The organism is Streptomyces aureus (genome assembly GCF_001418135.1).
GTDB classification, from domain to species: Bacteria; Actinomycetota; Actinomycetes; order Streptomycetales; family Streptomycetaceae; genus Streptomyces; species Streptomyces aureus_A.
In genome coordinates this window covers 1-12,070 of the sequence record NZ_LIPQ01000409.1, presented here as the reverse complement: position 1 = coordinate 12,070, position 12,070 = coordinate 1, and the positions used below count along the sequence as shown (strand labels likewise).

At 72.7% G+C, this 12,070-nt stretch carries 13 protein-coding genes; 6 read left to right on the top strand and 7 right to left on the bottom strand.

Annotated features, from left to right (window positions below; genetic code table 11):
• The 6 genes from AOK00_RS29200 to AOK00_RS29175 all read right to left on the bottom strand — a co-directional run.
• Window positions 1-789 (bottom strand): sterol desaturase family protein (locus AOK00_RS29200; RefSeq protein ID WP_055603235.1); only part of this gene is annotated, 789 nt, incomplete at its 3' end.
• A gap of 116 nt (window positions 790-905) precedes the next feature.
• Window positions 906-1,634 carry a VIT1/CCC1 transporter family protein gene (locus AOK00_RS29195; RefSeq protein WP_055603234.1) on the bottom strand — a complete coding sequence of 243 codons (729 nt, stop codon included), beginning with the start codon at window positions 1,632-1,634 and terminating at the stop codon, window positions 906-908.
• Window positions 1,635-1,658: 24 nt separating this feature from the next.
• Window positions 1,659-2,882, bottom strand: a complete 1,224-nt coding sequence (locus AOK00_RS29190) for an amidohydrolase family protein (protein ID WP_055603233.1) — start codon at window positions 2,880-2,882, stop codon at window positions 1,659-1,661.
• Window positions 2,882-4,165 carry an amidohydrolase family protein gene (locus tag AOK00_RS29185; RefSeq protein ID WP_055603232.1) on the bottom strand — a complete coding sequence of 428 codons (1,284 nt, stop codon included), beginning with the start codon at window positions 4,163-4,165 and terminating at the stop codon, window positions 2,882-2,884. The genes AOK00_RS29190 and AOK00_RS29185 overlap by 1 nt, the downstream gene beginning before the upstream one ends.
• Window positions 4,166-4,175: 10 nt before the next feature.
• Window positions 4,176-5,060 (bottom strand): SDR family NAD(P)-dependent oxidoreductase, encoded by an 885-nt coding sequence (locus AOK00_RS29180; RefSeq protein WP_055603231.1) that lies wholly within the window; start codon window positions 5,058-5,060, stop codon window positions 4,176-4,178.
• Entirely contained in the window at window positions 5,060-5,857 is a 798-nt protein-coding gene (locus tag AOK00_RS29175) for an acetoacetate decarboxylase family protein (protein WP_055603230.1), read from the bottom strand. The genes AOK00_RS29180 and AOK00_RS29175 overlap by 1 nt, the downstream gene beginning before the upstream one ends.
• 96 nt (window positions 5,858-5,953) lie before the next feature.
• Between AOK00_RS29175 and AOK00_RS29170 the strand changes: the two genes are divergently transcribed.
• From AOK00_RS29170 to AOK00_RS29145, 6 genes are all read left to right on the top strand, one after another.
• Window positions 5,954-6,622, top strand: a complete 669-nt coding sequence (locus tag AOK00_RS29170; RefSeq protein WP_055603229.1) for a TetR/AcrR family transcriptional regulator — start codon at window positions 5,954-5,956, stop codon at window positions 6,620-6,622.
• Window positions 6,619-7,608, top strand: a complete 990-nt coding sequence (locus AOK00_RS29165) for a DEDDh family exonuclease (RefSeq protein WP_055603228.1) — start codon at window positions 6,619-6,621, stop codon at window positions 7,606-7,608. The genes AOK00_RS29170 and AOK00_RS29165 overlap by 4 nt, the downstream gene beginning before the upstream one ends.
• 64 nt (window positions 7,609-7,672) lie before the next feature.
• Window positions 7,673-7,906, top strand: coding sequence for a hypothetical protein (locus tag AOK00_RS29160; RefSeq protein ID WP_015032679.1), 234 nt, complete (start codon window positions 7,673-7,675; stop codon window positions 7,904-7,906).
• Between the two features lie 108 nt (window positions 7,907-8,014).
• Window positions 8,015-8,845, top strand: a complete 831-nt coding sequence (locus AOK00_RS29155) for an SURF1 family cytochrome oxidase biogenesis protein (protein WP_055603227.1) — start codon at window positions 8,015-8,017, stop codon at window positions 8,843-8,845.
• 34 nt (window positions 8,846-8,879) lie between these two features.
• Window positions 8,880-10,670, top strand: a complete 1,791-nt coding sequence (locus AOK00_RS29150; RefSeq protein WP_055603226.1) for a glycoside hydrolase family 15 protein — start codon at window positions 8,880-8,882, stop codon at window positions 10,668-10,670.
• A gap of 4 nt (window positions 10,671-10,674) precedes the next feature.
• Complete coding sequence (locus tag AOK00_RS29145; protein ID WP_055603225.1) at window positions 10,675-11,430, top strand: SDR family oxidoreductase; 756 nt, start codon at window positions 10,675-10,677, stop codon at window positions 11,428-11,430.
• Between the two features lie 3 nt (window positions 11,431-11,433).
• On the opposite strand, the gene amaP is transcribed toward AOK00_RS29145, so the two are convergent.
• Complete coding sequence (gene amaP / locus AOK00_RS29140) at window positions 11,434-12,021, bottom strand: alkaline shock response membrane anchor protein AmaP (protein ID WP_173861665.1); 588 nt, start codon at window positions 12,019-12,021, stop codon at window positions 11,434-11,436.
• Window positions 12,022-12,070 lie beyond the last annotated feature (49 nt).

Here is a 12,070-nt window from a genome sequence, read left to right as displayed (position 1 = left end):
CCGCTCGCGCCAGTCGCGCGCGGCCTTGAGGTCGCGGGCGATGGCGGCGTACTCGTGGGTGGCGACGCGCAGCGGGTTGTAGGTCTCGATGTTCTTGGTGAGGCCGTAGACGGGCCGGTCGGTCTCGCCGGCCCAGGAGCCGAACGTCCGGTCCCAGACGATGAGGATCCCGCCGAAGTTCCGGTCCAGGTAGCCGCCCTGGGAGGCGTGGTGGACGCGGTGGTGCGAGGGGGTGTTGAGGACGTACTCGAAGGGCCGGGGCAGCTTGTCGACGCGCTCGGTGTGGATCCAGAACTGGTAGACGAGGTTGACCGAGGAGCAGAAGGCGAGCGCCGCCGGGTGCACGCCGAGGGCGATCAGCGGCAGGTAGAACGGCCAGGAGGTCACGCTGGTCCACGGCTGGCGCAGGGCGGTGCTCAGGTTGAACTTGCGGCTGCTGTGGTGGACGACGTGGCAGGCCCAGAGGATGCGGACGACGTGGTGTCCGCGGTGCTGCCAGTAGTAGCAGAAGTCCTGGGCGAGCAGCATGAGCGGGATCGTCCACCAGAGGACGGGGACGCGCAGCGGCGTCAGCTCGTACACGGCGGTGTGGATCGCGACGACGGGGATCTTCCACAGCGCGTCCCAGCCCAGGCTTCCGAGCCCCATGCCGATGCTGGTGGCGGCGTCCTTGGCCTCGTACCCGGCGGCGTCCTCGTCGGGGTGGATCCGGTGGCCGACCATCTCGATGACGGTGAGCAGGACGAACGCCGGTATGGACCAGAGCACGACATCGGGCAGGTTGGGCATGCCGTCGACGGTAGAGGCGGGTGCCGGGGCGCGGATAGACGTGGTTACCAACAAGTATGCGAGACGACTTGTCAGCAAGCCTTGGCACCTTCCGACAAGGAGTGTGACGACGGGGCCTAGATTCCCGTCGCTCCCAGCAAGGAGCCCGCGCCGTAGGTGACTGCCATCGCCAGGGCGCCGCCCGCCACGTTGCGGAGGATCGCGCGGCCCGCGGGTGCCTCGCCCAGGCGGGCGCTCCACCAGCCGGTGAGGGTCAGGGCCGCCAGGACGGAGACGACCGTGACCCAGAGGCGGGCCGAGGCCGGGGGGAGGACGATCGCGAGGAGCGGGAGCAGGGCGCCGACGGTGAAGGCGAGGAAGCTCGCGGCGGCGGCGTGCCAGGGGATCGTGAGCCGGTCCGGGTCGATGCCCAGCTCCACGCGCGCGTGGGCGCGCAGGGCGTCGCGGGCGGTGAGCTGCTCGGCGGCCTCGCGTGCCACGTCGGCGGATAGGCCGCGGGCTGCCAGGAGGCCGGTCAGTTCGGCGAGCTCCGCCTCCGGATCCTCGCGCAGTTCGCGTTTCTCCTGGGCGAGGGCGGCGTTCTCGGAGTCGCGCTGGGTGGAGACCGAGACGTACTCCCCCGCCGCCATCGACATCGATCCGGCCAGGAGCCCCGCGAGGCCCGCGGTGAGCAGGGCGGCCTGGGACTCGGTGGCGCCGGCGACGCCGACGACGAGGCCCGCGGTGGAGACGACTCCGTCGTTGGCTCCGAGCACGGCCGCCCGGAGCCAGTTGAGACGGGAGCCGAGGCTTCCGCCGTGGGCCGCGTGCGCGGGGGCGTCGGTCGCCTCGGGTGCGTCGGTCACGTCAGGAGCGTCGCACCCGGCGGGTCACCAGACGCGGACCGACCCGCCCGGGGCGAAGGCCGGACTGGTGGCGCCTGCGGGGACCTCCTTCAGGGGCTCGGCGATCTCCTCGACGGTCGGCCCGTGAACCGCGGCCAGGGTGTCCAGGTACGGCAGGTCGAAGCCGTAGACGCGGGCCGCGTTCCCGCCGGCCATCGCCGCGACCTCCTCCCTCGGCAGCCCGGCGTAGGCGATCCGGAGGCCTTCGCGGGAGTACGGGGTGGTGCCCTCGTCGTGCGGGTAGTCGCTGCCCCACATGATCTTGTCGAGGCCGATCCGGTCGCGCAGCGGCACCTCGTGGGGGCGCATGAAGCTCGCGCCGACGAAGCAGTTGTCGCGCCAGACCGTGCTGGGGCCCTTGCCCATGGCCTCGGCGAGGCCCGCGCCGAATTTCGACTCCGCCGTGGAGGCCCTCGTCGCGGCCGACACCAGGCGGCCGTGGTAGTAGTCCAGCATGTCGAGCACGCCCGGGATCCAGCCCGAGCCCTGTTCGGTCAGGACCAGCTTGAGCCCCGGGTGGCGCCGGAAGGCGCCACCGAAGACCAGGTGCCACAGCGCCCGGTGGGAGAACCAGGTGGTCTCCACCATGAAGACCGCGCGGGCGGCGGGTTCGTCGCCCAGCGGCGGCGACGCCGAGCCGCCGTGGTGGTTGACGGGGACGTCGAGCTCGGCGCAGACCGCCCAGATCGGGTCGTACGCCTCCGAGTACAGCTCGGGGACGGGTGACCCGGGCGGCACGCCGGGCAGCAGAACGCCCCCGGTGAGTCCCGCCTCGCGGGCGCGGCGGATCTCGCCGACCGCCGCGTCGACGTCGTTGAGGAGGATCTGCGCCACGCCGGCCCTGCGCCCCGGGGCGGCCGCGCAGAAGTCGGCGAGCCAGCGGTTGTGCGCCTGGAGTCCGGCCCAGCGCTGCTCGTACTCGGCCGCGCCGGGCGGCTGGGCCATCAGGGAGGCCTTGGGGAAGAACGGCGGGACGGTGTTCGGGAAGACGACCTCGGCGACGATGCCGTCCGCCTCCAGCTCGCGGAGCCGGCGCTCGGAGTTCCAGTTGCGGTCGGCGGTGTCGGCGAGGAGGTCCTCGTACGGGTTGACGTAGCCGGCCGCCCAGGCGTCGAAGGCCTCGTGGTGCTTCTTCTCCAGGTAGGGGCGGTAGTCGAGGAGGTCGGCGCCGGCGTGGCAGTCCGCCGAGATGACGGTGTAGCGGTCCATCAGTTCACCCCCAGGGTGGGGAAGTCGTGGTCCGTCAGCCAGTGCCGGCCGACCTCGCGCGAGCGGGCCCAGGAGGCCTCCACGGCGCTCTGGTCGGCGGGCTGGCCGAGGTCCGCGGGGGTGGGGCCGATGCGGCGGGCGATCGGATCCGGCTTCTGGAGGTCGAATCCGAAGACCTCGGCCGCCGCGAGGCCCAGCATCCGGCGGGTCTCCGCCACCGGGATGTCGTGGAAGGTCTTCCGGAGCCACGCGCGCGTGTCCGGCCAGGTTCCCTCCGGGTGCGGGAAGTCCGAGCCCCACAGGATGTTGTCGACGCCGATCTCGTACCGCTGGGCGAGTTCACGCCGCTTGGTGTTGGTGGCGCAGATGAAGACCTGCCGGTCCAGGTACTCGCTCGGCGGCCGCCGCAGCTCCGCGAACGGGGACAGCTTCTTGCCGCCGTGCGCGCCGAGGTAGAGCCGGTCCATGAACCAGAGGAGGTTCGGCAGCCACCAGCAGCCCGACTCGGCGACGCCGAACCGGAGCCCGGGGTGCCGCTCGAAGACGCCCGACCAGAGCAGGAACCACAGCGGCCTGGCCGGCCACCAGGTGACCTCGGAGACGTAGATGCCGAGGTGGTCGCCGTACTCCTCGCGCGGCGCCGCTCCCGAGTGGGTGACCAGCGGCATCCCCGTCTCGGCGGCGGCCGCCCAGACCGGGTCGTAGCGCCGGTCGTGGTACGGCTCCTTGTCCACCCACATGGAGGGGATCATCAGCGCCCCGAGCCCGGACTCCTTGGCCCGGTGGATCTCGGCGACGACCTTGGCGGGCTCGGCCGTGACCGGCAGCAGCGCCACCCCGCAGTGCCGCTCGGGATTCCGTCCCACGAACTCGGCGAGCCAACGGTTGTGCGCCTGCGCGCCCGCCATGCCGAGCTCCGGGTCCTGGTCTCCGGAGAGACCGAGGCCGACGCCGAAGGGCGCGGCGGTCTGGCTGTCGACGGCGTCCGCGTCGGGGAAGACGACCTCGGCCGCCACCCCGTCGCCGTCGAGCTCCTTGAGCCGCTGCCCGGCGTCCCAGCCGCCGCGCAGCCCCTCCTCGTTGTCGCTGAACCACTTGTTCGCGAAGGCCTCGTTGCGGACCCCGAGCCGGGTCATGGCCTCCCGGCGCGCCTCGCGTCCGGCGAGGAAGTCGTCGAAGGCGCGGTGGAAGCGGGAGTCGAGATAGGGCCGGTACTCCTCGGTGGGCAGCCCGGCGTGGCAGTCGGAGGAGATGATCAGATACGGGTCGTTCGGATCGGCCATCGGGGCCCCCTCAGTCGAGGATGAAGTTCTCCAGGTACGACGGGTTCGAGCGGTCGAGCATCGACCGCGAGCGTGCCGTGATCTGCCGGTCGCTGTGCTCGCTCTCCGGCAGCATCCAGAAGCGGTCGGCGCGGATGCCGTCGACGACGTGTCCGGCGACCTCCTCCAGGGGGGTGAAGGCGACCTCGTGGCCGGCCTCCTTCATGGCGGCCTCCCACTGGTCGAGGCTGCGGTACGGGGTCCTGCGCGGGCGCTCCTTGGCGTACCGCTCGGGCCGGTTGCGGTGGGACTCCCAGAGGCCGGTGCGGAGCATGTGCGGTCCGGGGAAGAGCACGGAGGCGCTCACGCGCGCGTGCTCGGCCCTGAGGTGGGCGTAGAGCGACTCGGTCATGGTGACGACGGCCGCCTTGGTGACCGCGTACACGGAGGCGGTGGGCAGCGGGGCGATGCCGCCGTCGCCGGAGGAGGTGTTGACGACGTGGCCGGGTTCGCCGCCCGCGAGCATCCGGGGGACGAAGGCCTGGATGCCGTGGAAGACGCCCCAGACGTTGACGGCGAAGGCCCACTTCCAGTCGTTGGGCTCGTGCTCCCACATACGCCCCTCGGCGCCGGAGCCGACGCCGGCGTTGTTGCAGAGGACGTGGACGGCGCCGAAGGTCTCGTACGTGGCCTCCGCGAACGCCCGCACGTCGTCGGGGTCCGAGACGTCGACCGTCCGGGCGAGGACCTGGGCCCCGGCTGCCATCAGCTCGTCGGCGGCCTCGGCGAGCGCGCCCTCCTCGACGTCGCCGAGGACGACGGCCAGTCCCTCGGCGGCGAAGCGGCGGGCCATCGCGAGCCCGATGCCGCTCGCCGCGCCGGTGACGACGGCGACCTGCCCCTCGCGCAGTTCCATCAGACGCTCCCCTCGGGCGGGCCGTCGAGGATCTGCTGCGGGTCGTCGTACCGCTGGTGGATGTACGGCAGGAGGGCCTGGGCGGAGACGCGCTCGGCGACCGTGCCCTTCTGGTCGGTGGTCTTCTCCCCGATGGTGATCTCGACGAGCCGGCGGACGGGGAGGTCGGCGACGGGGTCGTACATGGACTCGCGCAGCACCACGTCGCCGGTGACGCGCTCCAGCCTGCGCACCTTCTCGTTGCGGACGCAGTGGACGAGGACGGGTTCGGCGTCGAAGCCCGAACCCTCCACGCCCGGCAGGAACTTGAAGTAGAAGTCGGTCTTCTCGGCCGGCTCCGGCAGGGGCAGCGGTCCGGAGACCGCGCCGCGCACCTCGACGAAGTCGATGCCGTGCCGCCCGAGCGAGGCGCGGACGACGAGCCCGTCGCGCTCGACGACGACCTCGCCGAGCTTCTTCGGTTCGCCGAAGACCTCGCGGCCGCCGACGAGGGCGCGCTCGTGGGTCATCGGCATCACCAGCGGGTACCAGCCCTCGCGGTCGCCGTGGGCGGCGGCGACCGCCACCGAGCCGGCGCCGAGGGGATAGCCCGGCAGGTCGACCTGGGAGATGTTGGCCCGCACGAGGGGCCGCTCGGTGGGTTTCAGCGGGGGCGGCAGGACGGCCGCCACCACCTCAGGATCGGTCTCCCAGACGGCGACCACTCCGGTGGACCAGATGTCGGGGAGCTTCGCGCTCCTGGTGCGGGCCGCCGTGATCTCGGCGTCCGTGCGCGCCCCGTACCGTACTCGTGCCATGACGTACCACCCTTCAGGGGGTCGGGTCTGTAACAGAGTTACACCGACGGCGATGAAGGGTAAAGACCCGTGCACGCGACAGAGTTGGGGGAACGGATGGCGCGCGCCGCACTCACCCGTGAGGAAGTCCTGGAGGCCGCCGCCGCCCTGGTGCGACAGCACGGCCCGGACGCCCTCACCATGCGCAGGCTCGCGGCGGAGCTCGGCACCGCGGTCACCTCGATCTACTGGCACGTCGGCAACCGCGAGTCCCTGCTCGACGCGCTGGTCGAGCGGACCGTCGCCGATCTCGACACGATCCGCCCGCGCGGCGCGACCCCCGCCGAGCGCCTGGTCTCGGTCGCCCGCGCACTGCGCCGGGCCCTGCGCGAGCGCCCCCACCTGGTCGCGATGGTCCACGAACGGGGTCTGACGGAGCGCATGTTCCTGCCGGCCCAGCGCGCCCTGGTCCACGAGGCGCACGCCGCGGGGCTGCGCGGGGCGCGCGCGGCGCGGGCCGTCCGCGCGGTGCAGTTCCAGGTCGTCGGCTATGTCCTGGTGGAGCGCAACCGGGAGCGCGCCCCGGCGCAGTCGCCCGCCGAGGAGGAGCTGTGGAGCGGCGAGGACGCCGAGTCCGACGACCTCCTCGCCCGCGCGCTCGCCGCACCGATCGACACCGAGCGGCTGTTCGTCGACTCGGTGCGGGCCCTGGTGGACGGGCTCCTCGCCGGGGCTCCCGGGGACACCGGGGACGGAGTTGTCGGTCGCGGGCCGTATTCTCAGTGACCGTGCTTGACGACCGTACGACAGCAGCGACGTGGCCGGCCGCCTACCCGCAGGGGTACGCGGTCGTCGACGTGGAGACCACCGGACTCGCCCGCGACGACCGGATAGTGTCGGCTGCCGTCTACCGGCTGGACGCCCAGGGGAACGTCGAGGACCACTGGTACACGCTCGTCAACCCCGAGCGTGATCCGGGACCCGTCTGGATCCACGGGCTCACCACCGACGTCCTGGAGGGCGCTCCGCTCTTCCCGGAGATCGCGGCGGAGTTCGCGGCCCGGCTGGACGGGCGGGTGCTCGTCGCGCACAACGCGATGTTCGACTGGCAGATGATCGCCCGGGAGTACGCGCGCGCGGAGTCGGCCGCCCCGGTGCGGCAGCGGCTGTGCACGATCGCGCTCGCCAAGGAGCTGTCGCTGCCGCTGCCGAACCACAAGCTGGAGTCGCTCGCCGCGCACTTCGGTGTGGTGCAGCAGCGCGCGCACAACGCGCTGGACGACGCGCGCGTGCTCGCCGAGGCGTTCCGGCCGAGCCTGCACGCGGCGGCCGAGCGCAACGTACGGCTGCCGCTCCTCGAGTGCCGGCCGCTGACCGAGTGGGCCTCGTCGCCCGCGCAGCAGCCGCGGATCGGCCACCAGGCCGGGTACGCCTCCTCGTACCGGGCGGGCAGCTGGCGTCCCTCGCGGAAGCGGCCGCCGTGCCCGTACCCGAACCCGGGTCGGTACGAGACGGACAAACCACTCAAGCAGGGCATGCGCGTGGCGTTCTCCGGGGACACCTCCGTCGACCGCGAGCTCCTCGAGGACCGTACGGTCGACGCCGGACTCCACGTGGCGGGGAGCGTCTCCCGGCTGACGAGCCTCCTCGTCACCAACGACCCGGACTCCGCCACCTCCAAGACCGTCAAGGCCAAGTCCTTCGGCACGCCGATCGTCGACGAGGCGGCGTACACCCAGTTGCTGCGGGACGTGGCCCCGGCAGACGGGTGACACCCCCGGCCCCACGGGCGTGCCGAGCTGCGCGCGCCCGCCGGGGGGCCTCACCCTGTGGCGCATGGCACGTTGTGAGGTCTGCGGAAACGATTACGGCATGTCCTTCGAGGTACATGCGCAAGGCGCGATCCATGTCTTCGACTGCTTCGCCTGCGCCATCCACCGCATGGCGCCCATCTGCGAGCACTGCCGGGTCCAGATCATCGGGCAGGGCGTCGAGGTCGACGGCAGCTGGTACTGCGGCGGACACTGCGCCCGCGCGGAGGGAAAGGTGGGCATCGTCGACAGGGTGTGAGGGAGTCGGGGCCGAGAACGACAGGGCCGAAGGAAACGATCCTGGGCTCGTCTCCCGCGAGCCGCCCCCCGTGCGTGCACCCCATGGACCGAGTTGTACGGTCATGGGGTGTACCGCTTCTTGTTGTCCCGGCAGTGGGTGATCCTCACCCTCATCGCCCTCGTCCTCGTCCCGACGATGATCGAGCTGGGCTTCTGGCAGTTCCACCGGCACGAGCGCCGGGTCGCCCAGAACGCCCTGATCGCGGACAGCATCGCGGCGAAGCCGGTCCCGGTCGAGGAGCTCACCTCCCCCGGCCACACGGTCCCGCGCTCCGACTACTGGCGGCCCGTCACCGCCACCGGCACCTTCGACACCGCCCACGAGGTGGTCGTCCGCCGCCGCACCTCCTCCGACGAGCGGGTCGGCGTGCACATCCTGAGCCCGCTGGTCCTCCGGGACGGCCGGACCGTCCTGGTCAACCGCGGCTGGATCCCGGCCGCCGCCGACCAGCACTCCTACCCGCAGGTGCCGCCCGCCCCCAAGGGCGAGGTCACCGTCAGCGGCCGCCTCAAGGCCGACGAGACGACCGGCGCCAGCGGCATCAAGGACCTGAAGGGCCTGCCGGACCGTCAGGTCATGCTCATCAACAGCAAGCAGCAGGCGGAGCTCATCGGCCGCGAGGTGCTCGGCGGCTACCTGGAGCAGACCGGGCCCGAGCCCGCCGGGGACACCCCCGAGCTGATCCCCGAGCCCGACCACACGTCGATCGGCGCCCACATGGCGTACGCCGTGCAGTGGTGGCTCTTCGCGGCCGGGGTGCCCGTCGGCTGGGTGATCCTGGTCCGCCGGGAGAAGCACGACCGGCAGACCTCCGCCTCCTCCGGCACCGAGGGAGACGACACCCCGGGAACCCCGGAAACGGACCCTGAGGCGATCCAGGCCACTCCGTCCCTCTGATTGACCACCGCCGCTTCCGGGAACAGCCCAAAGCGTGACGCAACGTATCGACGACTACGCCCTCATCGGCGATCTCCAGACCGCCGCGCTCGTCGGCCGCGACGGATCGGTCGACTGGCTGTGTCTGCCCCGCTTCGACTCCGCCGCCTGCTTCGCCGCGATCCTCGGCGACGAGAACAACGGCCACTGGCGGATCGCCCCCAAGGGCGCCACCACCTGTGCCTCCCGCCGGTACGCCGAGGGCTCCCTCGTCCTGGAGACCTACTGGGAGACCCGTACGGGCACGGTCAAGGTCGTCGACTTCATGCCCCAGCGGGACAGGGCCCCCGATCTGATGCGGATCGTCGAGGGCGTCAGCGGCACCGTCGAGATGAGCTCCGTCCTGCGGCTCCGCTTCGACTACGGCTCGGTCGTGCCCTGGATGCGCCGTGCCGACGGCCACCGGGTCGCGATCGCCGGGCCGGACGCGGTCTGGCTGCGCAGCGAGCCGCCCGTGAAGACCTGGGGCCAGCAGTTCTCCACCTGCTCCTCCTTCACCGTCACCGCCGGCGAGAAGGTCGCGTTCGTGCTGACCTGGCACCCCTCGCACGAGCCGCGCCCCGACCTCGTCGACCCCCACGAGGCCCTGGAGCAGTCCCTGGAGGACTGGCGGGAGTGGTCGGGCCGCTGCACCTACCGGGGCCCGTACCGGGAGGCTGTGCTGCGCTCCCTGATCACCCTCAAGGCCCTCACGTACGCCCCGACCGGCGGGATCATGGCCGCGCCCACCACCTCCCTGCCGGAGGAGGTCGGCGGCGTACGGAACTGGGACTACCGCGCCTGCTGGCTGCGCGACTCCTCCCTCACCCTCGGCGCGCTGCTCGCCGCCGGGTACGTCGACGAGGCGTGCGCCTGGCGGGACTGGCTGCTCCGCTCGGTCGCCGGCGATCCGGCCGACCTGCAGATCATGTACGGGCCCGCCGGCGAACGGCGGCTCCCCGAGACCACCCTGCCGTGGCTGCGCGGCTACGCCGACTCGGCGCCGGTTCGGACCGGGAACGCGGCCGTGGACCAGTTCCAGCTCGATGTGTACGGCGAGGTCATGGACTCCCTCCACCGCGCGCGTGAGGCCGGGATCCCGGCGGAACGGCACGCCTGGAACCTCCAGCTGAGCCTGCTCGGCTTCCTGGAGTCGACCTGGCGCGAGCCCGACGAGGGACTGTGGGAGGTGCGCGGGCCGCGCCGGCACTTCACCCACTCGAAGGTGATGGCCTGGGTGGCAGCCGACCGGGCGGTGCGCACCCTGGAGGCGGACCCGTCGCTGCCGGGGGACGCCGCACGGTGGCGGACCATGAGGGACGAGATCCACGCCCAGGTGTGCGCCCGGTCCTACGACCCGGTCCGGAACACCTTCACCCAGTCGTACGGCTCGCGGGAGCTGGACGCCGCGACCCTGCTCATCCCGCAGGTCGGCTTCCTGCCGCCGGACGACCCCCGGGTGGTGGGCACGGTGGACGCGGTGCAGGCGGAACTGACGCACGGCGGCTATCTGCGCCGCTACAGCACCGACTCGGGCACGGTGGACGGCCTCCCGGGGCAGGAGGGCACCTTCCTGGTCTGCTCCTTCTGGCTCGCGGACGCGCTCCGGCTGTGCGGCCGGCGCGAGGAGGCCTGCGCGCTCTTCGAGCGTCTCGTGGCCCTGTGCAACGACGTCGGCCTCCTGGCGGAGGAGTACGACCCGGTGACGGACCGCCAGCTGGGCAACTTCCCGCAGGCCTTCAGCCACATCGGCCTGGTGGGCACGGCCCTCGCACTGGCAGCCGAGGATCAGGACCCGGCAGGATAGGTCCATGGATCTTGGGATGAAGGACCGCGTGTACGTGGTGACCGGGGCGACGCGGGGGCTCGGGCGGGCCTCCGCCGAGGCGCTGCTCGCCGAGGGCGCCAAGGTGCTCGTCACCGGCCGCGAGGAGAAGACCGTCGCCGAGGCCGTGGCCGAACTGGGGCCGGGCGCGGCGGGCATCGCCGCCGACAACACCGACCCGGAGACCCCGGCGCGGCTCGTCGCCGAGGCCAGGGCACGGTTCGGCGGCTTCGACGGCATCCTCATCAGCGTCGGCGGCCCTGCGCCCGGCTTCGCGGCCGACAACACCGACGAGGAGTGGGCCGCCGCCTTCGACACCGTCTTCCTCGGGGCCGTACGACTGGCCCGCGCGGCCGCCGAGACGCTCGGCGAGGGCGGCGTCATCGGCTTCGTCCTGTCCGGCTCGGTCCACGAGCCGATCCCCGGCCTGACCATCTCCAACGGTCTGCGCCCGGGCCTCGCGGGCTTCGCGAAGTCCCTCGCCAACGACCTGGGCCCGCGCGGAGTGCGCGTCATCGGGCTGCTGCCCAGCCGGATCGACACCGACCGGGTGCGGTTCCTGGACTCCCTCTCCGGCGACGCGGACGCGGCCCGCACGGCCAACGAGGCCACCATCCCGCTGCGCCGCTACGGCACCCCGGAGGAGTTCGGGCGGACGGCGGCGTTCCTGCTGTCGCCGGCCGCCTCGTACCTCACGGGTCTGATGCTCCCCGTGGACGGCGGGGCGCGCGCCGAGTTCTGATCCTCAGGTGACCCTGCGGGCCCGGTGCTTCACGGCGCGCAGGCGCGCCTCGGTGGGCAGGGCGGGCAGGCCCGTGGCCGTCCGCGCGTGCGCCAGGGCCTGGGTGCTGAGCGTGGTCAGGGCGGCCCCCGGGGAGGCGTACGGCTCCAGGAAGAGCGCGACGCGGGTACGGGGGGTGGTCCGGCGGCCCGTGAGGGCGACCCGTGCCTTGGCCACGCCCTCCTGGGCCGTGGCGTCCGCCGCCAGGACGCCTTCCAGGGCCCGGCCGCGCAGTACGGCCACCTCGCCGTCGCCGGTGTCGACGACGACCTCGGCGAGCCGGGCCCGCCGGAACTGGACGAGCAGCCACCACAGGGCGAGCAGGACGACGAGCCCGAGGACCGCGATGACCACCGGCCACCACCAGCCCTCGTCGCGCCAGCGCTGCCGGTCGGCGGCGGACAGCAGCACGTCCGAGGGGCCCGACCAGGGCCACCAGGACGGTACGGACAGATCGAGGGCGGCGGCGAGGACTCCCCCGCCGCCGAGGACGAGCAGCAGCCCGGCGAGGCCGAGCAGGACGCGGTTGACGCGCCGGAGCACGACCGTCACCGGAGCACCTCCTCGTGACTCATGGCTCACGCCTTCCTGGGCGGCCGGG

Coding starts and splice junctions, on each gene's coding strand:
- AOK00_RS29145 (WP_055603225.1), top strand. CDS start 10,675: ATGGATCTTGGGATGAAGGACCGCGTGTACGTGGTGACCGGGGCGACG.
- AOK00_RS29175 (WP_055603230.1), bottom strand. CDS start 5,857: ATGGCACGAGTACGGTACGGGGCGCGCACGGACGCCGAGATCACGGCG.
- AOK00_RS29185 (WP_055603232.1), bottom strand. CDS start 4,165: ATGGCCGATCCGAACGACCCGTATCTGATCATCTCCTCCGACTGCCAC.
- AOK00_RS29190 (WP_055603233.1), bottom strand. CDS start 2,882: ATGGACCGCTACACCGTCATCTCGGCGGACTGCCACGCCGGCGCCGAC.
- AOK00_RS29180 (WP_055603231.1), bottom strand. CDS start 5,060: ATGGAACTGCGCGAGGGGCAGGTCGCCGTCGTCACCGGCGCGGCGAGC.
- AOK00_RS29160 (WP_015032679.1), top strand. CDS start 7,673: ATGGCACGTTGTGAGGTCTGCGGAAACGATTACGGCATGTCCTTCGAG.
- AOK00_RS29170 (WP_055603229.1), top strand. CDS start 5,954: ATGGCGCGCGCCGCACTCACCCGTGAGGAAGTCCTGGAGGCCGCCGCC.